The following is a 21,380-nucleotide window of genomic DNA, read 5'->3' as shown; positions in this document are numbered from 1 at the left end:
AAAAAAGTGAGTCGCCGTAAGGGCGAAACCGTAATAAGCCATCACCGCAGCAACGGATATACACACAAAAACACCAGACAACAAAAAGGCGCCCGAAGGCGCCCTCTTGATCCAAGGCCGTCAGGCCATTTCTGCGGTAGTTTCGAAGTCAAACGTCAACTCACCATCCTTGATGTCGATGTGAACCACACCGCCATGCTCGGCCAGCTCGCCAAACAGAATCTCCTCCGCCAACGGACGCTTGATCTTGTCCTGGATCAGGCGCGCCATCGGACGTGCGCCCATGGCCGAATCGTAACCACCGGCCGCCAGCCAGCTGCGCGCCGCATCGGTAACCTCCAGCAACACACGCTTGTCTTCCAGCTGCGCCTGCAGTTCGGTGAGGAACTTGTCCACCACACTTTTGATGACCTCATGACTGAGGCGACCAAACTGGATAATGGTGTCCAGACGGTTACGGAATTCAGGCGTAAAGCTCTTCTTGATCACTTCCATCGCATCGGACGAGTGATCCTGATGAGTGAAACCGATCGAAGCACGCGCTGCAGTCTCGGCACCGGCGTTGGTGGTCATGATGATGATCACGTTGCGGAAGTCCGCCTTGCGCCCGTTGTTGTCGGTGAGCGTACCGTGGTCCATCACCTGCAGCAGCAGGTTGAAGACTTCCGGATGCGCCTTCTCGATTTCATCGAGCAGCAATACGCAGTGCGGCTGCTTGGTGATCGCTTCGGTCAACAGACCGCCCTGATCGAACCCGACATAGCCTGGAGGTGCACCGATCAGACGCGATACGGTGTGACGCTCCATGTATTCGGACATGTCGAAGCGCACCAGTTCGATCCCCAACGCCTTGGCCAGCTGCCGCGCGGCCTCGGTTTTACCGACACCGGTAGGACCTGCGAACAGGAACGAACCGACAGGCTTGTCAGGCGACTTGAGGCCGGCACGGGACAGCTTGATCGCGGTCGACAGCGAATCGATCGCGGCGTCCTGACCAAACACCGTCAGCTTCAGGTCACGCTCCAGGTTGCGCAGCAGTTCCTTGTCGGAACTGGTGACGTGTTTCGGCGGAATCCGCGCGATCTTCGCCACGATGTCTTCAACCTGCGGCACCTCAATGCGTTTCACACGTTTTTCGACTGGTTGCAGACGCTGGTAGGCGCCCGCTTCGTCGATCACGTCGATGGCCTTGTCCGGCATGTGCCGGTCATTGATGTAGCGCGATGCCAGTTCAGCGGCAGCGCGCAACGACTCATCGCTGTATTCGATGTTGTGGTGCTGCTCGAAACGCCCTTTCAGGCCGCGCAGGATGCCGATGGTATCTTCCACCGACGGCTCGACGACATCGACTTTCTGGAAGCGCCGCGCCAGGGCACGGTCCTTCTCGAAGATGCCGCGAAATTCCTGGAACGTGGTCGAGCCGATGCAGCGAATGTCGCCAGACGAGAGCAATGGCTTGAGCAGGTTCGAGGCATCCATCACTCCACCGGACGCAGCCCCCGCACCGATAATGGTGTGGATCTCGTCGATGAACAGGATCGCCTGCGGACGTTTTTTCAGTTCATTGAGCAGCGCCTTGAAGCGCTTCTCGAAATCGCCGCGATACTTGGTGCCCGCGAGCAGAGCACCGAGATCGAGCGAGTAGACGACGCTGTTGGCCAGCAGGTCCGGCACCTGGTTGTCGACAATGCGCTTGGCCAAGCCTTCGGCAATCGCGGTTTTACCCACGCCCGCCTCGCCCACCAACAGCGGATTGTTCTTGCGCCGACGCGCGAGAATCTGCGCGACACGCTCGACTTCCATTTCGCGGCCGACCAGCGGATCGATACGCCCCTGGCGCGCAAGTTCGTTCAGGTTACTGGCATAAGCATCCAGAGGATTGCCTGAGGAAGAAGACTCACCGCCCTCGTCGTCCTGCATATCTTGTTCACCTTCAGAGTGATCGCCATGCCCCGGCACTTTGGAAATGCCATGGGCGATGTAATTGACGACATCAATACGCGCAACGCTCTGCTGTTTCAGCAGAAACACGGCCTGACTCTCTTGCTCACTGAAGATTGCAACCAGCACGTTGGCGCCAGTCACTTCGCGTTTGCCCGAGCTCTGTACGTGAAAAACAGCACGCTGCAGTACACGCTGGAAGCCCAGAGTTGGCTGGGTTTCACGATCTTCGTCATGGACGGGGATCAATGGCGTGGTGGAGTCGATGAACTCCTGCAGGTCGTGCTTGAGTTTGTCGAGGTTTGCGCCGCAGGCACGCAATACGGTGGCGGCAGCCTCATTGTCCAATAGGGCCAGCAGCAGGTGTTCGACGGTCATGAATTCATGACGCTTCGAACGAGCCTCCTTGAAGGCAAGATTGAGGGTGACTTCGAGCTCGCGGTTTAACATAGCTTCACCTCATACCCAAGTGGTCGGCGATTAACCGTCCTTCTCGATTTCACAGAGTAGCGGATGCTGGCTTTCCCTGGCGTACTGGTTGACCTGCATGGCCTTTGTCTCGGCGATGTCGCGGGTAAACACTCCACATACTGCCCGTCCTTCTGTGTGGACGGCCAGCATGACCTTGGTCGCCAGCTCGCGATTCAGGTTAAAAAACACCTCGAGCACTTCGACGACGAAATCCATCGGTGTGTAGTCATCGTTGAACAAAACCACCTTGTACATCGGCGGCGCCTGTAACGCAGGCTTTGCTTCCTGAACAGCAACGCCTGCCGAATCGTCGTCGTGCTCCTGTGGAAGATCCTTTTGGAGAAGCGGGCGATCCTGATTGAATGTTAGTCGAATCTGGCTGATTGCATGCATGGAAAGAAAGGTTCGTCAGTTGTGCAAATACAGTGGTGGGGGCGGCTGTGCACCTTTTCAACTCCGACTGCCCGGTCACCTTGACTATCGGGAAAACGGTGTTACAACCAATAGAGCCCACAGTGGGTAAAAAAGATCCGCGGAGTCAATTCATTTAAACGAATTCGATTGCGGATGTCCTGGATGATACTCCAGCGATGGAGTCTGTTGCAGAGGGATTTGAGCATGGCTGTCGGCAAGGTCAAGTGGTTCAACAATGCCAAGGGATTCGGCTTCATCAACACCGATGCCCGCGAAGGACGAGACGAGGATGGCAAAGAAATCGATTTCTTTGCACACTACTCCGCCATTGAGATGGACGGGTATAAAACCCTCAAGGCCGGACAACTCGTCAGCTTCGAGATCGTCCAGGGGCCCAAAGGCCTGCATGCCGTGAAAATCAAAGGCGCGACGGTTGCCAGCGAGACGGCTGCGCATGCCTCTCGTGCCGAAAAGGTGTCGAGCTGACCTGAACAGTTTTCCCGCCATGAAAAAACCGCCCGAAGGCGGTTTTTTTGTACCTGTATCGCTTACATGTGCGAAATCAGCGCATCACCGAAGCCTGAAGACGAGACCAGCTTGGCGCCGTCCATCAGACGCTCGAAGTCGTAGGTCACGGTTTTCGCACCAATGGCGCCGTTGGTGCCCTTGATGATCAGATCCGCCGCTTCGGTCCAGCCCATGTGGCGCAGCATCATCTCGGCCGAGAGAATCAGCGAACCCGGGTTGACCTGGTCCTTGCCGGCGTACTTCGGCGCGGTGCCATGGGTGGCTTCGAACATCGCCACGGTGTCGGACAGGTTGGCACCCGGCGCAATACCGATACCGCCCACTTCCGCCGCCAGGGCGTCGGAGAGGTAGTCGCCGTTGAGGTTGAGGGTCGCGATCACATCGTATTCCGCCGGGCGCAGCAGGATCTGCTGAAGCATGGCGTCGGCGATGGCATCTTTGACGATGACGTTCTTGCCGGTTTTCGGATTTTTGAACTGCATCCACGGACCGCCGTCGAGCAGGGTCGCGCCGAATTCTTCGGCCGCCACTTCATAGGCCCATTCCTTGAAGGCACCTTCGGTGAACTTCATGATGTTGCCTTTGTGCACGATGGTCAGCGAGTCGCGATCGTTGTCGACCACATATTGCAGGGCCTTGCGCGCCAGACGCTTGGTGCCTTCGAGGGACACCGGCTTGACGCCGATACCGCAGTTTTCGTCGAAACGGATCTTGGTGACGCCCATTTCTTCTTTAAGGAATTTGATGATCTTGGTGGCTTCCGGGGAACCGGCCTTCCACTCGATACCGGCGTAGATGTCCTCGGAGTTCTCGCGGAAAATGGTCATGTCGACGTCGCCGGGCTTTTTCACCGGGCTCGGTACGCCTTCGAACCAGCGCACCGGGCGCAGGCAGACGTACAGGTCGAGTTGCTGGCGCAGGGCCACGTTCAGCGAACGGATACCGCCACCGACCGGCGTGGTCAGTGGGCCTTTGATGGAAACCACGTAATCCTTGACCGCGTCCAGGGTTTCCTGGGGCAGCCAGGTGTCCTGGTCGTAAACCTGAGTGGCTTTTTCGCCGGCATAGACTTCCATCCAGGAAATCTTGCGCTTGCCGCCGTAGGCCTTCTGAACAGCAGCATCGACAACCTTGATCATCACCGGGCTGATGTCGACACCAATGCCGTCACCTTCGATGAAGGGGATGATCGGGTTATCAGGAACATTGAGAGAATGGTCTGCATTGACGGTGATTTTGTCGCCGACGGCTGGAACCTGAATCTTCTTGTAACCCATGCTGAACTCCATTGTTTGGATTGAACATCTGGCTTGGTTCGAGCGTAACCCAGTTAAATCAACACGCAAACCCTCTGTTCACGGCGCAGGCATATCTGGCTTCGTACAAGCCTGAAAGCAAAGGGAAAAGCGCCAAACTCAAGCATTCCCGGCGACTCTACGCCCCACTCCGCCCTGCGACCTTTAGACCAATGGACGAGGCGGGTTGCATATGAACCATCGGCAGATTGCCAGCTACCTATGTATAATGCCGCCCGCTGACCAAAGGGTCACGACGGCTGGCCTCTCTAGCACGAGACTTTCCGCCTGATTGGTCGGGTTGTTACCGCAGTCCGACTGCTTGACGCTCTACTGATGCACCCAACATCACCGCGAAGAATCTCGACATTCGGTTCATGGATGACTTTGAACGAACGCGCTTACCCGGCGCCCCTCGAGTTTCTGCGCACGCTTTAGCAAAGAAGAGAGAGTTAATCCGAATATGCCCACCCGCTCGAAGATCATCTATACCTTCACCGACGAAGCTCCAGCCCTCGCCACCTATTCCCTGCTGCCGATCATCGAGGCTTACACCGCCTCGGCCGATATCGCCGTGGAAACCCGCGATATCTCTCTTGCAGCACGCATCCTGGCCAGCTTCCCCGAGCAACTGGGCGACAAAGCCGTAGCCGACCACCTCGCCGAACTGGGCGACCTGGCCGTTACGCCTGAAGCCAACATCATCAAGCTGCCGAACATCAGCGCTTCGGTGCCTCAGCTGCAAGCGGCAATCAAAGAACTGCAAGCCCAGGGTTACAACCTGCCGGACTATCCGGAAACCGTGACCACCGACGCCGAAAAAGAAGCCAAGGCGCGTTACGACAAGATCAAGGGCAGCGCCGTGAACCCGGTTCTGCGTGAAGGCAACTCCGACCGCCGCGCTCCGCTGTCGGTCAAGAACTATGCGCGCAAGCACCCGCACAAAATGGGCGCCTGGGCCAAAGACTCCAAGTCCCACGTTGCTCACATGAGCACCGGCGATTTCTACGGCAGCGAAAAAGCTGCCCTGATCGACGCCGCTGACGTTGTGAAAATCGAGCTGATCGCCAAAGACGGTACCGCTACCGTCCTGAAAGAAAAAACCAGCGTTCAGGCTGGCGAGATCCTCGACTGCGCCGTGTTGAGCAAAAACGCCCTGCGTGCGTTCATCGCTGCTGAAATCGAAAGCGCCAAAGCGCAAGGCGTGCTGCTGTCGGTACACCTGAAAGCGACCATGATGAAGGTCTCCGACCCGATCATGTTCGGCCAGATCGTTGCCGAGTTCTATAAAGACGCCCTGACCAAGCACGCTGACGTGCTGGCCGAGATCGGCTTCAACCTGAACAACGGCATCGGCGATCTGTACGCTCGCATCAAGGCCCTGCCGGCCGAGCAGCAAGCGCAGATCGAAGCTGACATGGCAGCGGTCTACGCCGCGCGTCCATCGCTGGCGATGGTCAACTCCGACAAGGGCATCACCAACCTGCACGTGCCGAGCGACGTCATCGTCGACGCCTCGATGCCAGCGATGATCCGTGACTCCGGCAAGATGTGGGGCACCGACGGCCAGCTGCACGACACCAAGGCTGTGATCCCGGATCGTTGCTACGCAACCATCTACCAGGCCGTGATCGAAGACTGCAAAGCCAATGGCGCGTTCGATCCGACCACCATGGGCAGCGTGCCAAACGTCGGCCTGATGGCGAAGAAAGCCGAAGAGTACGGCTCGCACGACAAGACGTTCCAGACCAAGGCTGACGGCGTGGTTCGCGTCACCGACAGCAAGGGCAACCTGCTGATGGAACAAGCTGTTGAAGCTGGCGATATCTTCCGCATGTGCCAGACCAAAGACGCGCCGATCCAGGACTGGGTCAAACTGGCCGTCAACCGTGCTCGCGCCAGCAGCACCCCGGCAATCTTCTGGCTGGACCCGATGCGTGCCCACGACGGCGTAGTGATCGAGAAGGTTCAGGCTTACCTGAAGGATCACGACACCAGCGGCCTGGACATCCAGATCATGGCGCCGGTCGATGCCATGAAGTACACCCTGCAGCGCACTCGCTCCGGCCTCGACACCATCTCGGTGACCGGCAACGTACTGCGCGACTACCTGACCGACCTGTTCCCGATCATGGAACTGGGCACCAGCGCCAAGATGCTGTCGATCGTGCCGCTGATGAACGGCGGTGGCCTGTTCGAAACCGGCGCCGGCGGTTCGGCTCCGAAGCACGTGCAGCAACTGGTTGAAGAGAACTTCCTGCGCTGGGATTCGCTGGGCGAGTTCCTCGCGCTGGCAGCCTCCCTCGAGCACCTGGGTGTGAACTACAACAACCCGAAAGCGCTGGTTCTGTCCAAGACCCTGGACCAGGCCACCGGCCAGTTCCTGGACAACAACAAGTCGCCATCGCGCAAAGTCGGCAACATCGACAACCGCGGCAGCCACTTCTACCTGGCGATGTACTGGGCTCAGGCCCTGGCTGCCCAGACCGAAGACGCTGCACTGCAAGCGCAGTTCGCGCCCCTGGCCAAGACTCTGACCGAGAACGAGGCGACCATCGTTGCCGAGCTCAACGCCGTTCAGGGCAAGCCAGTGGACATCGGTGGTTACTACCACGCCGACGCCGAGCTGATCAGCAAGGCCATGCGCCCAAGCGCGACCTTCAACGCGGCGGTTGCTGCGCTGGTTTAAGGTTGTAAAGGGAACATCACAAACCCCGGCCCTGTGCCGGGGTTTGTGTTTCTGAATACAACACAAATCCCCTGTAGGAGTGAGCCTGCTCGCGATAGCGTAATTTCAGGCACCATAGTTGTTGAATGGTATACCGCTATCGCGAGCAGCCTCACTCCTACAAGGGATCGGGTTTCAATTCAATATTTGAGGACAACTCATGGAATGGCTCCCCCACATCACCGTCGCCACCATCGTCGAAGACAACGGCCGCTTCCTGATGGTCGAAGAGCACAAGGCCGGGCGTAACGTGCTCAACCAGCCCGCCGGCCATCTCGACCCGGACGAAACCCTGACCGAAGCCGCCGTGCGCGAAACCCTTGAGGAAACCGGCTGGGACGTCGAGCCCACCGGCGTGATCGGCATTTACCTGTACACCGCGCCGAGCAACGGCGTGACGTACCAGCGTGTGTGTTTCAGCGCCAAAGCGGTGAAACACCACCCGGACTATCAACTGGACGACGGCATCGTCGGCGCCAAGTGGTTGACCCGCAGCGAATTAATCGCCCAGCGCGAGCACTGGCGCAGCGAGCTGATCATCCGCTGCATCGACGATTATCTGGCCGGCCACCACTTCAGTCTCGAACTGATCCGCCCTTCTCTTTAGCCTTGAGGCCGTGAGCCTGATAGAATCGCGTCCTTTTTCAAGACACTCATTGAATCCCTATGCGTGATCCAGCCCCTTCTGACACATCCAAGAAGCGCGTCATTGTCGGCATGTCCGGCGGCGTGGACTCTTCCGTTTCCGCTCTCCTGCTGATCGAGCAGGGTTATGAGGTGGAAGGCCTGTTCATGAAGAACTGGGAAGAAGACGACGGAACGGAATACTGCACCGCCATGGACGACCTGGCGGATGCCCAGGCTGTGTGCGACAAGATCGGCATCAAGCTGCACACCGCCAACTTCGCCGCCGAGTACTGGGATAACGTGTTCGAGCACTTCCTGGCTGAATACAAGGCCGGTCGCACGCCGAACCCGGACATCCTGTGTAACCGCGAGATCAAGTTCAAGGCGTTCCTCGACTACGCCATGATGCTCGGTGCCGACCTGATCGCCACCGGCCACTACGTGCGCCGCCGCGACATCGATGGCCGCACCGAACTGCTCAAGGGCCTTGATCCGAACAAGGACCAGAGCTACTTCCTGCACGCCGTTGGCGGCGAACAGATCGCCAAGACCCTGTTCCCGGTCGGCGAGCTGGAGAAGCCTGAAGTACGCGCGATTGCCGAGAAATATGAGCTGGCGACCGCCAAGAAAAAGGATTCCACCGGGATCTGCTTCATCGGCGAGCGCCGCTTCAGCGACTTCCTCAAGCAATACCTGCCGGCGCAACCGGGCGAGATCAAGACCACTGAAGGCGAAGTCATCGGCCGTCACCACGGTTTGATGTACCACACCATCGGTCAGCGTCAGGGCCTGGGCATTGGCGGCCTGAAGGACGCCGGTGATGAGCCGTGGTACGTGCTGCGCAAGGATCTGGACAACAACGAACTGATCGTCGGCCAGGGCAACAACCATCCATGGCTGTTCTCCAGCGCCCTGCTCGCTTCGGAAATCTACTGGGTCAACCCGATCGACCTGAGCCAGCCGCTGCGCCTGACCGCCAAAGTGCGTTATCGCCAGAGCGATCAGGCCTGCACCCTGGAAAAAACCACCACCGGCTACCGCGCCGTGTTCGACGAACCGCAACGCGCGGTGACCCCGGGCCAGTCCGTGGTGTTCTACGACGGTGAAATCTGCCTCGGTGGCGGCGTGATTGAAGTCGCCGAGCCGTGGAGCGGCCAGGCATGAGCCCGACTCAGGAGCAACTGACGGCGCTGGGCGGCGTGTTTCTCGCCGCCGTGCTGGTCGACCGGATCGCCAAGACCGGCCAGACCAGCGAAGCCGGCCTGAGCTGCATGCTCGGCAGCCTGCTGGTACGCGACCCGAAAGACACACTGGACGTGTATGGCGGCGACGATATCAACCTGCGCGAGGGCTATCGTGCCTTGATCGGCGCACTGGAGCGCGACCCGAGCACCTTGCAACGCGAGCCTTTACGCTACGCGCTGTCGATGCTCGGCCTTGAACGGCAACTGGCCAAGCGTGGCGACATGCTCGACACCATTGGCAAGCGCCTGCCGCAGATCCAGTCGCAGGTCGAACACTTCGGCCCGGCCCACGAAAACGTGATCGCCGCCTGCGGCGCGCTGTATCAGGACACCCTGAGCACCCTGCGCCAACGCATTCAGGTGCATGGCGACATGCGCAACCTGCAGCAACCGAGCAACGCCTCGAAGATCCGTGCGCTGCTGCTGGCCGGCATCCGCTCGGCACGCCTGTGGCGACAGCTCGGCGGGCACCGCTGGCAGTTGGTGATCAGCCGGCGCAAGCTGCTCAAAGAGCTGTATCCATTGATGCGCAGCGAGTAAATCGTCGCGCAATAAAAGTTTTGTAGTCTGTAACGCGTAATACGCCGGTCAGTTGGCAACGGACCGGCGGATTTTTTCATGTATGATACGCGCCCCATTTCGTTGCCCGACTGTCCGAGAACACCCCATGCAGCTCTCTTCGCTCACTGCGGTTTCCCCTGTTGACGGCCGCTACGCCGGCAAAACCCAGGCCCTGCGCCCGATTTTCAGCGAGTACGGCCTGATCCGTGCCCGCGTCCTGGTTGAAGTGCGCTGGCTCCAGCGCCTGGCCGCCCACGCCGGTATCCCGGAAGTGCCAGCCTTCTCCGCCGAGGCCAACGCCGTTCTCAATGAACTGGCTGAAAACTTCTCGCTGGAGCACGCCGAGCGCGTCAAAGAGATCGAGCGCACCACCAACCACGACGTCAAGGCGATCGAATACCTGCTCAAGGAGCAGGCGGCCAAGTTGCCGGAGCTGGCCAAGGTCAGCGAGTTCATCCACTTTGCCTGCACCAGTGAAGACATCAACAACCTGTCCCACGCCCTGATGCTGCGCGAAGGCCGTGACGACGTGATGCTGCCGCTGATGCGCCAGACCGCCAACGCCATCCGCGAACTGGCCATCCGTTTCGCCGACGTGCCGATGCTGTCGCGCACCCACGGTCAGCCGGCTTCGCCGACCACTCTGGGCAAAGAGCTGGCCAACGTGGTTTACCGCCTCGAGCGTCAGATCGCGCAGGTCGCTGCCGTGCCGCTGCTGGGCAAGATCAACGGCGCGGTAGGCAACTACAACGCCCACCTGTCGGCCTACCCGCAGATCGACTGGGAAGCCAACGCCCGCGCCTTCATCGAAGACGAGCTGGGCCTGGGCTTCAACCCGTACACCACGCAGATCGAGCCGCACGACTACATCGCCGAGCTGTTCGACGCGATTGCACGCTTCAACACCATCCTGATCGACTTCGACCGTGACATCTGGGGCTACATCTCCCTGGGTTACTTCAAGCAGCGCACCATCGCTGGCGAAATCGGTTCGTCGACCATGCCGCACAAGGTCAACCCGATCGACTTCGAAAACTCCGAAGGCAACCTGGGCATCGCCAACGCACTGTTCCAGCACCTGGCGAGCAAACTGCCGATCTCCCGCTGGCAGCGCGACCTGACCGACTCCACCGTGCTGCGTAACCTCGGTGTCGGCTTCGCCCACAGCGTGATCGCGTACGAAGCCAGCCTCAAAGGCATCAGCAAGCTGGAGCTCAACGAGCAGAAGATTGCTGCTGACCTCGACGCATGCTGGGAAGTATTGGCCGAGCCGATCCAGACCGTGATGCGCCGCTACAACATCGAAAACCCGTACGAAAAACTGAAAGAACTGACCCGCGGCAAGGGCATCAGCCCCGAAGCGCTGCAGACTTTCATCGACGGCCTGGACATGCCGGCCGAAGCGAAAGCCGAGCTGAAACAGCTGACCCCGGCCAACTACATCGGCAACGCTGTAGCGCAAGCCAAACGCATCTGATTCACCGCTTGACCCGTTTGAGACGCCCGGCCGCGCCGGGCGTTTTTATTCCCGTCTGAAAAATGCTTTTTTTCAATAGGTTACACATGAATCCTGACACTCCTCTTCAACTCCTGGGCGGTCTCACAGCGCGCGAATTCATGCGCGATTACTGGCAGAAAAAGCCGCTGCTGATCCGTCAGGCCATTCCTGACTTCGAAAGCCCGATCGACGCCGACGAACTGGCGGGCCTGGCTCTGGAAGAAGAGGTCGAGTCGCGCCTGGTGATCGAGCACGGCGAGCGTCCGTGGGAGCTGCGTCGCGGCCCGTTCGCCGAAGACGAATTCAGCAAATTGCCGGAAAAAGAGTGGACCTTGCTCGTTCAGGCCGTTGATCAATTCGTGCCGGAAGTCAGCGAGCTGCTGGAAAACTTCCGCTTCCTGCCGAGCTGGCGCGTCGATGACGTAATGATCAGCTTCGCAGCGCCAGGTGGCAGCGTCGGTCCGCACTTCGACAACTACGACGTGTTCCTGCTGCAAGGCCACGGCAAGCGCAACTGGAAAATCGGCCAGATGTGCGACACCGACAGCCCGCTGCTGCAGCACGCGGACCTGCGCATCCTCGCCGAATTCGAACAGACCGAAGAGTGGGTCCTGGAACCGGGCGACATGCTTTACCTGCCGCCGCGCCTGGCTCACTGCGGGATCGCCGTTGACAACTGCATGACCTACTCGGTCGGCTTCCGCGCCCCGAGCGCCTCTGAAGTGCTGACCCACTTCACTGACTTCCTCAGCCAGTTCCTGTCGGACGAAGAGCGCTACACCGACGCCGACGCGCAGCCAGCGGCCGATCCGCACCAGATTCAGCACGATGCGCTGGACCGCCTGAAAAGCCTGCTCGCCGAACATATGAGCGATGAACGCCTGCTGCTGACCTGGTTCGGCCAGTACATGACCGAGCCGCGCTACCCGGAACTGGTGGTCGGCCCTGAAGACGTCGAAGAAGACGACTTCCTCGCCGCCCTGCAGGATGGCGCCGTACTGATCCGCAACCCGAGCGCGCGTCTGGCCTGGTCGGAAGTCGATGACGACCTGCTGCTGTTCGCCAGTGGCCAGAGCCGTTACCTGCCGGGCAAGCTGCGCGAGCTGCTGAAGCTGATCTGCGCCGCCGACGCGCTGCACGCCGACAACCTCGGCGAATGGCTGGACGACGAAGACGGTCGCGGCCTGCTGTGCGAGCTGGTCAAACAGGGCAGCCTGGGATTCGCCGATGAATAAGATTCGCGTACGTGTCGCAGACTGGCAAAAGGACAACGCCGAGATCCGGCGCATTCGTGAAACGGTGTTCATCGCCGAACAATCGGTACCACCTGAACTGGAATGGGACGCCGATGACGCGACCGCCGTGCATTTTCTGGCGTTCGAAGGCGACTTTCCGATCGGTACCGCCCGCCTGTTGCCCGACGGGCACATTGGCCGGGTTTCAGTCCTGAAGGACTGGCGCGGGATGAAGGTTGGCGATGCGCTGATGCAAGCGGTCATCGCCGAAGCCGAAGCGCGCGGCCTGCAGCAGCAGATGCTCAGCGCGCAGGTGCAGGCCACGGCGTTTTATGAGCGCCTGGGTTTCAGCCTGGTCAGCGAGGAATTCCTCGAAGCCGGGATTCCGCATGTCGATATGGTTCGTCATTCGGCCTGATCAGCAGAGATCCTCTGATCTCTGGAGATTCTGTGGCGAGGGAGCTTGCTCCCGCTGGGGCGCGAAGCGACCCTAAACATTAGAGGTCTGCTGCGCAGCCCTGCGGGAGCAAGCTCCCTCGCCACAAAAAGCGGTATGTGAACACCCTCAAAACGCCCCGTCATTTTCGGATGCCGGGGCGTTTTGCTGTCTACGATTCAACTTGCACCACCGCAGGCCGACAAACTGGCAATATCAAGCCTTTCGAAAGCGGAGATAACGGACATGTCCCTACGCACCCTGCTCACCACCCTGCTGCTCGGTTGCAGCCTATCGGTGATGGCAGCCACAGAAATCGTGCCTCTCAATTACCGCACCAGCGCCGACATGCTGCCGATGGCGCAGGACTTCCTCGGCAAGGACGGTCAGGTCAGCGCCTACGGCAACCAACTGATCATCAAGGCCGAGCCGGACAAGATCCAGGAACTCAAGGCGCTGATCACTCAACTGGACACTGCCCCCAAACGCCTGCTGATCACTGTCGATACCAATGAAAACAACGGTCGCGGCGATGAAGGCTACTCGGTCAACGGCACGCAGCCGAACCAGACCCGCATCATCAGCCGCAGCACCGCCAGCCGTGACGGCGGCGTGCAGCAAGTGCAGGCCACCGACGGCATGCCGGCACTGATCCAGGTCGGCCAGAGCGTGCCGATCACCAGCAGCCAGACCAACTCGTACGGCGATTACAGCAGCCAGACGCAATACCGCAACGTCACCCAGGGCTTCTATGTCACGGCCAGCGTCACCGGCGACATCGTTCACCTGTCGATCAGCACCAACCGTGACCGCATGAGCCAGGAACGTCCTGATGTAGTGAACGTGCAAAGCACCGACACAACCGTCAGCGGACGCCTGGGCGAATGGATCACCCTCGCCGGCGTGAATCGCCAGACTCAGGCCGACAAACAGGGCCTGACCCGCAGCTACTCGACTCAAGGCCGGGATGACATGACCTTGAAGGTAAAAGTCGACGCCCTGGACTAAAGCACCGAAAACTGACTGATTAGTCGTATTAGACGAAAGATGTAGTGCCTGTAAAAAAGCACTACAAAACGTTTGACGAGGCAAAAAAGCGAAGGCATGATGGCCTCGCTCCCGCTAATCAGAGGCCCTGGCAAGGGCCTTCGAAGCGACGTTCGCACCTACCCCGCGAACCGCTTCGTGTCTGTACCGCCCACAAGGTGTGTTTGACGAGGTTGCCGACTGGAACGAAGTTGTCCCGAGGGACGGAAGCGTAATTAGGTAACCCGGCTTCACGCTGTAGTTCGTATAAAGGCCCACGACGCCCGAATGCGCCCCGCAGTCCGCCACTACCTGCTCACTTCCCCTCGAGCCCATCGTTCATCCCGTCGCCTACCCCGCCGAATCCGACTTGACCACCTAAGCTTCTGGTCAGCGAGCGCAGGAATTTTCCACCGCAGAACTACTTTTCATAAAGACGCGACGAGGTTTATCTCCATGGCACTGACACGCGAACAGCAAATTGCAGCCCTTGAAAAAGACTGGGCTGAAAACCCGCGCTGGAAAGGCGTGACTCGCACTTACTCCGCTGCTGACGTCGTCCGTCTGCGTGGCTCGGTTCAACCTGAGCACACCCTTGCGAAAATGGGCGCCGAGAAGCTGTGGAACCTGGTGACCCAGGGTGCCAAGCCATCCTTCCGCCCTGAGAAAGATTTCGTCAACTGCATGGGCGCCCTGACCGGCGGCCAGGCTGTTCAGCAGGTCAAGGCCGGTATCCAGGCGATCTACCTGTCGGGCTGGCAAGTGGCTGCGGACAACAACTCCGCAGAATCCATGTACCCGGACCAGTCGCTGTACCCGGTGGACTCCGTGCCAACCGTGGTCAAGCGCATCAACAACTCGTTCCGTCGTGCTGACCAGATCCAGTGGAAAGCCGGCAAGAACCCGGGCGACGAAGGTTACATCGACTACTTCGCGCCAATCGTGGCTGACGCCGAAGCCGGTTTCGGCGGCGTACTGAACGCCTACGAGCTGATGAAGAGCATGATCGAAGCAGGCGCCGCCGGCGTTCACTTCGAAGACCAACTGGCTTCCGTGAAAAAATGCGGTCACATGGGCGGTAAAGTACTGGTTCCGACTCAGGAAGCCGTGCAGAAGCTGGTGGCTGCACGTCTGGCTGCCGACGTTGCCGGTACCCCGACCATCATTCTGGCCCGTACCGACGCTAACGCTGCTGACCTGCTGACCTCGGATTGCGACCCGTACGACCAGCCGTTCGTGACTGGCGAACGTACCCAGGAAGGCTTCTACAAGGTGCGTGCAGGCCTGGATCAGGCGATCGCTCGTGGCCTGGCCTACGCGCCGTACGCCGACCTGATCTGGTGCGAAACCGCCAAGCCGGATCTGGAAGAAGCCCGTCGCTTCGCTGAAGCGATCAAGAAGGAATACCCGGACCAACTGCTGTCGTACAACTGCTCGCCTTCCTTCAACTGGAAGAAAAACCTGGACGACGCGACCATCGCCAAGTTCCAGCGCGAACTGTCCGCCATGGGCTACAAGCACCAGTTCATCACCCTGGCCGGCATTCACAACATGTGGCACAGCATGTTCAACCTGGCGCACGACTACGCCCGCAACGACATGACTGCCTACGTGAAGTTGCAGGAGCAGGAATTCGCTGACGCCGCCAAGGGTTACACCTTCGTGGCTCACCAGCAGGAAGTGGGCACCGGCTACTTCGACGACATGACCACCGTGATCCAGGGTGGCTCGTCCTCGGTCACCGCACTGACCGGTTCGACCGAAGAAGAACAGTTCCACTGATTCGGCTTCGCTGAGCAAACGGCCTTTGCGGATCGTATAGAAAGCTAACCGCAAAGCCGCAAGACTGACGCCCCGACTGGTTCGGGGCGTTTTTTTGCGCCCCGAAAACACGCCCTCCCCCATGTAGGAGCTGCCGAAGGCTGCGATCTTTTGATCTTGTCTTTTAAAAGCAAAATCAAAAGATCGCAGCCTTCGGCAGCTCCTACATGGGGCATGTGTTGGGCTCAAGACCTCCCAAGCGCCACGAAACCTTGTGGGAGTGAGCCTGCTCGCGATAGCGGTGTGTCCGTCACCTTATGTCTTGGCAGGCACACCGCCATCGCGAGCAGGCTCACTCCTGCAATGACCGGCGGCGCTCGGACAAAACATTGATCCAGACCAGTACCCGCGTCACAAAAATCGGGTAAAACGAGCGCCACCGCTACTTGCAGTAACAGGCATATAAGACAACTTTCCGGTTACTGCGCCGCTAAACAGTTACAAAACCACTCCAAACGATATCAATTATCATTTAGCGGCAACTATGTTCGTTACATTTCTTACAAAACATAATTGGCAGAAACCCGGCTAATGCCCGCAATGCATGGGCTGCAGGGCATTGGAGGTGCGCTATGTCCTTATTCCAATAAATAATTTCGCTATAGGAATTTTACTTGCAGGGTGTTTAGCCATAAAATCAGCGCGATTGATTGCTGCGACATATCGTCACTGCCTTATTTCTTTATCAAGCTCAGAGACCTTTGCTCTCTGTTAAGGATTACCAGCATGCCCGAAGCGACAGGACTCATGGCCCACAACTGGGGCTTTGCCATTTTCCTTCTGGGTGTAGTCGGCCTGTGTGCCTTCATGCTCGGCGTCTCCAGCCTCCTCGGGTCAAAAGCCTGGGGCCGCAGCAAAAACGAACCGTTCGAGTCCGGCATGCTACCTACCGGTGGCGCCCGCTTGCGGCTCTCAGCCAAATTCTATCTGGTCGCGATGCTGTTCGTGATCTTCGATATCGAAGCCCTCTTTCTCTTTGCATGGTCTGTGTCCGTCCGCGAAAGCGGCTGGACCGGATTCGTCGAAGCTCTCGTTTTCATAGCAATTCTGTTGGCAGGTCTTGTCTACCTGTTCCGAGTGGGCGCCCTTGACTGGGCTCCGGAAGCTCGTCGCAAGCGGCAGGCGAAGCTGAAACAATGAGGCTTTGGCAATGCAATACAATCTCACCAGAATCGACCCCGATGCTCCTAACGAGCAGTATCCGATTGGCGAACGGGAAACCGTTTCCGATCCGTTAGAGGATCAAGTCCACAAAAACATTTTCATGGGCAAGCTCGAAGACGTGCTGAGTGGTGCGGTCAACTGGGGGCGTAAAAACTCCCTGTGGCCGTACAACTTCGGCCTTTCGTGCTGCTATGTGGAAATGACCACCGCCTTCACGGCGCCCCACGACATCGCGCGCTTTGGCGCCGAAGTTATCCGGGCATCACCGCGTCAGGCCGACTTCATGGTTATCGCCGGTACCTGCTTCATCAAGATGGCGCCGATCATTCAGCGTCTCTACGAGCAAATGCTCGAGCCGAAGTGGGTGATCTCCATGGGTTCGTGCGCCAACTCCGGTGGCATGTACGACATCTACTCCGTGGTTCAAGGGGTGGACAAGTTCCTGCCCGTGGACGTCTACGTACCTGGCTGCCCGCCCCGTCCAGAAGCATTTCTGCAAGGCTTGATGCTGTTGCAGGAATCGATTGGCCAGGAGCGTCGCCCACTGTCCTGGGTCGTTGGTGATCAAGGCGTTTATCGCGCCGACATGCCTTCGCAGAAGGAACAGCGCCGCGAACAGCGAATCGCAGTGACCAACCTGCGCAGCCCTGACGAAGTCTGATCCAGATCTGTTCTTACAAAAGAAACGAGAAGCTGGCTTCATTCTTTACGTTGACCGAAAGCGAAAAAATAACCATGACTACAGGCAGCGCTCTGTACATCCCGCCTTATAAGGCAGACGACCAGGATGTGGTCGTCGAATTGAACAACCGTTTTGGCGCCGAAGCGTTCACCGCTCAGTCGACCCGCACCGGCATGCCGGTGCTGTGGGTGGCGCGCGCCAAACTCGTCGAAGTCCTGACTTTCCTGCGCAACCTGCCCAAGCCGTACGTCATGCTCTATGACCTGCACGGCGTGGACGAGCGTCTGCGCACCAAGCGTCAAGGGCTGCCATCGGGCGCCGACTTCACCGTGTTCTATCACCTCATGTCGCTTGAGCGTAATAGTGACGTGATGATCAAAGTCGCCTTGTCCGAAAGCGACCTGAGCTTGCCGACCGTCACCAGCATCTGGCCGAACGCCAACTGGTACGAGCGTGAAGTCTGGGACATGTACGGCATCGACTTCAAAGGCCACCCGCACCTGTCGCGCATCATGATGCCGCCGACCTGGGAAGGTCACCCGCTGCGCAAGGACTTCCCGGCGCGCGCCACCGAATTCGATCCGTTCAGCCTCAACCTCGCCAAGCAACAGCTTGAGGAAGAAGCCGCGCGCTTCCGTCCTGAAGACTGGGGCATGAAGCGTTCCGGTGCCAACGAGGACTACATGTTCCTCAACCTGGGCCCGAACCACCCTTCCGCGCACGGTGCCTTCCGCATCATCCTGCAGCTGGACGGTGAAGAGATCGTCGACTGCGTACCGGACATCGGTTACCACCACCGTGGTGCCGAGAAGATGGCCGAGCGTCAGTCCTGGCACAGCTTCATTCCGTACACCGACCGTATCGACTACCTCGGCGGTGTGATGAACAACCTGCCGTACGTGCTCTCGGTCGAGAAGCTGGCCGGCATCAAGGTGCCCGAGAAGGTCGACGTCATCCGCATCATGATGGCCGAGTTCTTCCGGATCACCAGCCACCTGTTGTTCCTGGGGACCTACATCCAGGACGTTGGTGCGATGACCCCGGTGTTCTTCACTTTCACCGACCGCCAGAAGGCGTACACGGTGATCGAAGCCATTACCGGTTTCCGTCTGCACCCGGCCTGGTACCGCATCGGTGGCGTCGCCCACGACCTGCCACGCGGCTGGGACAAACTGGTGAAAGACTTCGTCGAATGGCTGCCAAAGCGCCTCGACGAATACACCAAGGCTGCCCTGCAGAACAGCATCCTCAAGGGTCGGACCATCGGCGTTGCCCAGTACAACACCAAAGAGGCCCTGGAATGGGGCGTCACCGGTGCCGGCCTGCGTTCCACCGGTTGCGACTTCGACCTGCGTAAAGCGCGCCCATACTCCGGCTACGAGAACTTCGAGTTCGAAGTACCGCTGGCCGCCAACGGCGATGCCTACGATCGCTGCATGGTCCGCGTCGAAGAGATGCGCCAGAGCATCAAGATCATCGATCAATGCATGCGCAACATGCCGGAAGGCCCGTACAAGGCGGATCACCCGCTGACCACGCCGCCGCCGAAAGAGCGCACGCTGCAGCACATCGAAACCCTGATCACGCACTTCCTGCAGGTTTCGTGGGGCCCGGTCATGCCGGCCAACGAATCCTTCCAGATGATCGAAGCGACCAAGGGCATCAACAGTTATTACCTGACGAGCGACGGCGGCACCATGAGCTACCGTACCCGGATCCGTACTCCGAGCTTCCCGCATCTGCAACAGATCCCTTCGGTGATCAAAGGCAGCATGGTCGCGGACTTGATTGCGTACCTGGGTAGTATCGACTTCGTTATGGCCGACGTGGACCGCTAAGCATGAACAGCACGCTTATCCAGACAGACCGTTTCACCTTGAGTGAAACCGAGCGCTCGGCCATCGAGCACGAGCTGCATCACTACGAAGACCCGCGCGCGGCGTCGATCGAAGCCCTGAAGATCGTTCAGAAAGAACGCGGCTGGGTGCCGGATGGCGCCCTGTACGCGATCGGCGAGATCCTCGGCATCCCGGCCAGCGACGTAGAAGGCGTGGCGACGTTCTATAGCCAGATCTTCCGTCAGCCGGTTGGCCGTCACATCATTCGCGTCTGCGACAGCATGGTCTGCTACATCGGCGGCCACGAGTCGGTGGTCAGCGAAATCCAGAACAATCTGGGCATCGGCCTGGGTCAGACCACCGCCGACGGTCGTTTCACCCTGCTGCCTGTCTGCTGCCTCGGCAACTGCGACAAGGCACCGGCGCTGATGATCGACGACGACACCTTTGGCGACGTGCAGCCTGCTGGCGTGGCCAAACTGCTCGAGGGCTACGTATGACCCTGACATCTTTCAGTCCCGCCAACCGCATCAAGCGTTCGGCCGAGACTCACCCGCTGACCTGGCGTCTGCGTGACGACGGCGAAGCCGTGTGGCTCGACGAATACCAGGCCAAGAACGGTTACGCCGCTGCGCGCAAAGCCTTCGCCGACATGGCTCAGGACGACATCGTCCAGACCGTGAAAGACGCCGGCTTGAAAGGTCGCGGCGGTGCAGGCTTCCCCACTGGCGTGAAGTGGGGCCTGATGCCTAAAGACGAATCCATCAACATCCGCTACCTGCTTTGCAACGCGGATGAAATGGAGCCGAACACCTGGAAAGACCGCATGCTGATGGAGCAACTGCCCCATCTGCTGATCGAAGGCATGCTGATCAGTGCCCGCGCACTGAAAACCTACCGTGGCTACATCTTCCTGCGTGGCGAGTACACCACCGCCGCCAAGCACCTGAACCGTGCCGTGGAAGAAGCCAAGGCTGCGGGCCTTTTGGGTAAAAACATTCTGGGCAGCGGCTTCGATTTCGAACTGTTCGTCCACACCGGCGCCGGGCGTTACATCTGCGGTGAAGAAACCGCACTGATCAACTCCCTCGAAGGCCGCCGCGCCAACCCGCGCTCCAAGCCGCCCTTCCCTGCCGCCGTCGGCGTATGGGGCAAGCCGACCTGCGTGAACAACGTCGAAACCCTGTGCAACGTGCCGGCGATCATTGCCGACGGCGTTGACTGGTACAAATCGTTGGCTCACGAAGGCAGCGAAGACATGGGCACCAAGCTCATGGGCTTCTCCGGCAAGGTCAAGAACCCGGGCCTGTGGGAACTGCCATTCGGCGTCACCGGTCGCGAGCTGTTCGAAGACTACGCCGGCGGCATGCGCGACGGTTACAAGCTCAAGGCCTGGCAGCCAGGTGGCGCCGGTACCGGTTTCCTGTTGCCGGAACACCTCGACGCACAAATGTACGCCGGCGGCATCGCCAAAGTGGGCACCCGGATGGGTACCGGCCTGGCGATGGCGGTGGACGACAGCGTCAACATGGTGTCGTTGCTGCGCAACATGGAGCAGTTCTTCGCTCGCGAATCCTGCGGCTTCTGCACCCCGTGCCGTGATGGCTTGCCATGGAGCGTCAAGCTCCTGATGGCCATCGAAGAAGGCCGCGGTCAGCCGGGCGACATCGAGACCCTGCTGGGTCTGGTCGGCTTCCTCGGCCCGGGCAAGACCTTCTGTGCTCACGCACCGGGTGCCGTGGAGCCGTTGGGCAGTGCCATCAAATACTTCCGTCCAGAGTTCGAAGCCGGTATCGCGCCTGCAAGCGCCGCCGTCCCGCCTCTGGCAAGGCCGATCGTAGTCGGCGCGTAAACGCTTAAAAAGGCGAAGG

General features: G+C 59.4%; 18 protein-coding genes. 15 read left to right on the top strand and 3 right to left on the bottom strand.

Annotation, left to right across the window (positions count from 1 at the left end; all coding sequences use genetic code 11):
- Window positions 1-120: 120 nt before the first annotated feature.
- Together clpA and clpS are read right to left on the bottom strand one after the other, a co-directional pair.
- Window positions 121-2,391: an ATP-dependent Clp protease ATP-binding subunit ClpA gene (gene clpA / locus NN484_RS20785; protein ID WP_127651020.1), complete on the bottom strand. Its 2,271-nt coding sequence runs from the start codon at window positions 2,389-2,391 to the stop codon at window positions 121-123.
- 30 nt (window positions 2,392-2,421) lie between these two features.
- Complete coding sequence (gene clpS, locus NN484_RS20780; RefSeq protein WP_011334948.1) at window positions 2,422-2,805, bottom strand: ATP-dependent Clp protease adapter ClpS; 384 nt, start codon at window positions 2,803-2,805, stop codon at window positions 2,422-2,424.
- A gap of 225 nt (window positions 2,806-3,030) precedes the next feature.
- Here clpS and NN484_RS20775 point away from each other — a divergent pair, with 225 nt between their 5' ends.
- On the top strand, window positions 3,031-3,312 hold the full coding sequence (locus tag NN484_RS20775) for a cold shock domain-containing protein (protein ID WP_215500928.1): 282 nt from the start codon (window positions 3,031-3,033) through the stop codon (window positions 3,310-3,312).
- 62 nt (window positions 3,313-3,374) lie between these two features.
- Here NN484_RS20775 and icd read toward each other — a convergent pair whose 3' ends face one another.
- Complete coding sequence (icd, locus tag NN484_RS20770; protein WP_127651022.1) at window positions 3,375-4,631, bottom strand: NADP-dependent isocitrate dehydrogenase; 1,257 nt, start codon at window positions 4,629-4,631, stop codon at window positions 3,375-3,377.
- A gap of 481 nt (window positions 4,632-5,112) precedes the next feature.
- Between icd and NN484_RS20765 the strand changes: the two genes are divergently transcribed.
- The 14 genes from NN484_RS20765 to nuoF all read left to right on the top strand — a co-directional run bounded on the left by NN484_RS20765 (window position 5,113) and on the right by nuoF (window position 21,361).
- Window positions 5,113-7,338, top strand: coding sequence for an NADP-dependent isocitrate dehydrogenase (locus tag NN484_RS20765; protein WP_127651023.1), 2,226 nt, complete (start codon window positions 5,113-5,115; stop codon window positions 7,336-7,338).
- Window positions 7,339-7,537: 199 nt separating this feature from the next.
- A complete protein-coding gene (locus NN484_RS20760) occupies window positions 7,538-7,984 on the top strand; it encodes an NUDIX hydrolase (protein WP_127651024.1) in 447 nt (148 codons plus the stop codon).
- A 59-nt stretch (window positions 7,985-8,043) separates the two neighbouring features.
- Complete coding sequence (gene mnmA, locus NN484_RS20755) at window positions 8,044-9,168, top strand: tRNA 2-thiouridine(34) synthase MnmA (protein WP_127651025.1); 1,125 nt, start codon at window positions 8,044-8,046, stop codon at window positions 9,166-9,168.
- Window positions 9,165-9,788 (top strand): high frequency lysogenization protein HflD, encoded by a 624-nt coding sequence (gene hflD / locus NN484_RS20750; protein WP_127651026.1) that lies wholly within the window; start codon window positions 9,165-9,167, stop codon window positions 9,786-9,788. The genes mnmA and hflD overlap by 4 nt, the downstream gene beginning before the upstream one ends.
- A gap of 127 nt (window positions 9,789-9,915) precedes the next feature.
- Complete coding sequence (gene purB, locus NN484_RS20745) at window positions 9,916-11,286, top strand: adenylosuccinate lyase (protein WP_003223822.1); 1,371 nt, start codon at window positions 9,916-9,918, stop codon at window positions 11,284-11,286.
- A gap of 86 nt (window positions 11,287-11,372) precedes the next feature.
- Window positions 11,373-12,542, top strand: coding sequence for a ribosomal protein uL16 3-hydroxylase (locus tag NN484_RS20740; RefSeq protein WP_127651027.1), 1,170 nt, complete (start codon window positions 11,373-11,375; stop codon window positions 12,540-12,542).
- Complete coding sequence (locus tag NN484_RS20735) at window positions 12,535-12,960, top strand: GNAT family N-acetyltransferase (RefSeq protein WP_003223818.1); 426 nt, start codon at window positions 12,535-12,537, stop codon at window positions 12,958-12,960. Before NN484_RS20740 ends, NN484_RS20735 begins: the two co-directional genes overlap by 8 nt.
- Window positions 12,961-13,224: 264 nt before the next feature.
- Window positions 13,225-13,986: a secretin N-terminal domain-containing protein gene (locus NN484_RS20730; RefSeq protein WP_274657756.1), complete on the top strand. Its 762-nt coding sequence runs from the start codon at window positions 13,225-13,227 to the stop codon at window positions 13,984-13,986.
- A gap of 474 nt (window positions 13,987-14,460) precedes the next feature.
- The gene (aceA, locus tag NN484_RS20725; protein ID WP_127651030.1) at window positions 14,461-15,786 is read left to right on the top strand and encodes an isocitrate lyase; all 1,326 of its coding nucleotides are present in this window, start codon (window positions 14,461-14,463) and stop codon (window positions 15,784-15,786) included.
- A gap of 765 nt (window positions 15,787-16,551) precedes the next feature.
- Window positions 16,552-16,965, top strand: coding sequence for an NADH-quinone oxidoreductase subunit A (locus NN484_RS20720; protein WP_003223812.1), 414 nt, complete (start codon window positions 16,552-16,554; stop codon window positions 16,963-16,965).
- Window positions 16,966-16,975: 10 nt separating this feature from the next.
- The gene (locus NN484_RS20715; RefSeq protein WP_003223809.1) at window positions 16,976-17,650 is read left to right on the top strand and encodes a NuoB/complex I 20 kDa subunit family protein; all 675 of its coding nucleotides are present in this window, start codon (window positions 16,976-16,978) and stop codon (window positions 17,648-17,650) included.
- Window positions 17,651-17,724: 74 nt separating this feature from the next.
- On the top strand, window positions 17,725-19,509 hold the full coding sequence (gene nuoC / locus NN484_RS20710) for an NADH-quinone oxidoreductase subunit C/D (RefSeq protein ID WP_127651031.1): 1,785 nt from the start codon (window positions 17,725-17,727) through the stop codon (window positions 19,507-19,509).
- A gap of 2 nt (window positions 19,510-19,511) precedes the next feature.
- Entirely contained in the window at window positions 19,512-20,009 is a 498-nt protein-coding gene (nuoE, locus tag NN484_RS20705) for an NADH-quinone oxidoreductase subunit NuoE (protein ID WP_003223804.1), read from the top strand.
- The gene (nuoF, locus tag NN484_RS20700) at window positions 20,006-21,361 is read left to right on the top strand and encodes an NADH-quinone oxidoreductase subunit NuoF (RefSeq protein ID WP_274657754.1); all 1,356 of its coding nucleotides are present in this window, start codon (window positions 20,006-20,008) and stop codon (window positions 21,359-21,361) included. The genes nuoE and nuoF overlap by 4 nt, the downstream gene beginning before the upstream one ends.
- The last annotated feature ends 19 nt before the right edge of the window (window positions 21,362-21,380 follow it).

The organism is Pseudomonas serboccidentalis (assembly GCF_028830055.1).
Lineage (GTDB): Bacteria > Pseudomonadota > Gammaproteobacteria > Pseudomonadales > Pseudomonadaceae > Aquipseudomonas > Aquipseudomonas serboccidentalis.
Note: the sequence above shows the minus strand (reverse complement) of the source record. Positions and strands in the feature narration are given on the sequence as shown.

What these genes read in the sequence shown, in the direction of transcription:
- NN484_RS20735 (WP_003223818.1), top strand. Translation starts at nt 12,535, where the DNA reads ATGAATAAGATTCGCGTACGTGTCGCAGACTGGCAAAAGGACAACGCC.
- NN484_RS20720 (WP_003223812.1), top strand. Translation starts at nt 16,552, where the DNA reads ATGCCCGAAGCGACAGGACTCATGGCCCACAACTGGGGCTTTGCCATT.
- clpS (WP_011334948.1), bottom strand. Translation starts at nt 2,805, where the DNA reads ATGCATGCAATCAGCCAGATTCGACTAACATTCAATCAGGATCGCCCG.
- nuoF (WP_274657754.1), top strand. Translation starts at nt 20,006, where the DNA reads ATGACCCTGACATCTTTCAGTCCCGCCAACCGCATCAAGCGTTCGGCC.
- nuoC (WP_127651031.1), top strand. Translation starts at nt 17,725, where the DNA reads ATGACTACAGGCAGCGCTCTGTACATCCCGCCTTATAAGGCAGACGAC.
- NN484_RS20730 (WP_274657756.1), top strand. Translation starts at nt 13,225, where the DNA reads ATGTCCCTACGCACCCTGCTCACCACCCTGCTGCTCGGTTGCAGCCTA.
- icd (WP_127651022.1), bottom strand. Translation starts at nt 4,631, where the DNA reads ATGGGTTACAAGAAGATTCAGGTTCCAGCCGTCGGCGACAAAATCACC.
- NN484_RS20775 (WP_215500928.1), top strand. Translation starts at nt 3,031, where the DNA reads ATGGCTGTCGGCAAGGTCAAGTGGTTCAACAATGCCAAGGGATTCGGC.
- NN484_RS20715 (WP_003223809.1), top strand. Translation starts at nt 16,976, where the DNA reads ATGCAATACAATCTCACCAGAATCGACCCCGATGCTCCTAACGAGCAG.
- NN484_RS20740 (WP_127651027.1), top strand. Translation starts at nt 11,373, where the DNA reads ATGAATCCTGACACTCCTCTTCAACTCCTGGGCGGTCTCACAGCGCGC.
- NN484_RS20760 (WP_127651024.1), top strand. Translation starts at nt 7,538, where the DNA reads ATGGAATGGCTCCCCCACATCACCGTCGCCACCATCGTCGAAGACAAC.
- purB (WP_003223822.1), top strand. Translation starts at nt 9,916, where the DNA reads ATGCAGCTCTCTTCGCTCACTGCGGTTTCCCCTGTTGACGGCCGCTAC.
- aceA (WP_127651030.1), top strand. Translation starts at nt 14,461, where the DNA reads ATGGCACTGACACGCGAACAGCAAATTGCAGCCCTTGAAAAAGACTGG.
- clpA (WP_127651020.1), bottom strand. Translation starts at nt 2,391, where the DNA reads ATGTTAAACCGCGAGCTCGAAGTCACCCTCAATCTTGCCTTCAAGGAG.
- NN484_RS20765 (WP_127651023.1), top strand. Translation starts at nt 5,113, where the DNA reads ATGCCCACCCGCTCGAAGATCATCTATACCTTCACCGACGAAGCTCCA.
- nuoE (WP_003223804.1), top strand. Translation starts at nt 19,512, where the DNA reads ATGAACAGCACGCTTATCCAGACAGACCGTTTCACCTTGAGTGAAACC.
- hflD (WP_127651026.1), top strand. Translation starts at nt 9,165, where the DNA reads ATGAGCCCGACTCAGGAGCAACTGACGGCGCTGGGCGGCGTGTTTCTC.
- mnmA (WP_127651025.1), top strand. Translation starts at nt 8,044, where the DNA reads ATGCGTGATCCAGCCCCTTCTGACACATCCAAGAAGCGCGTCATTGTC.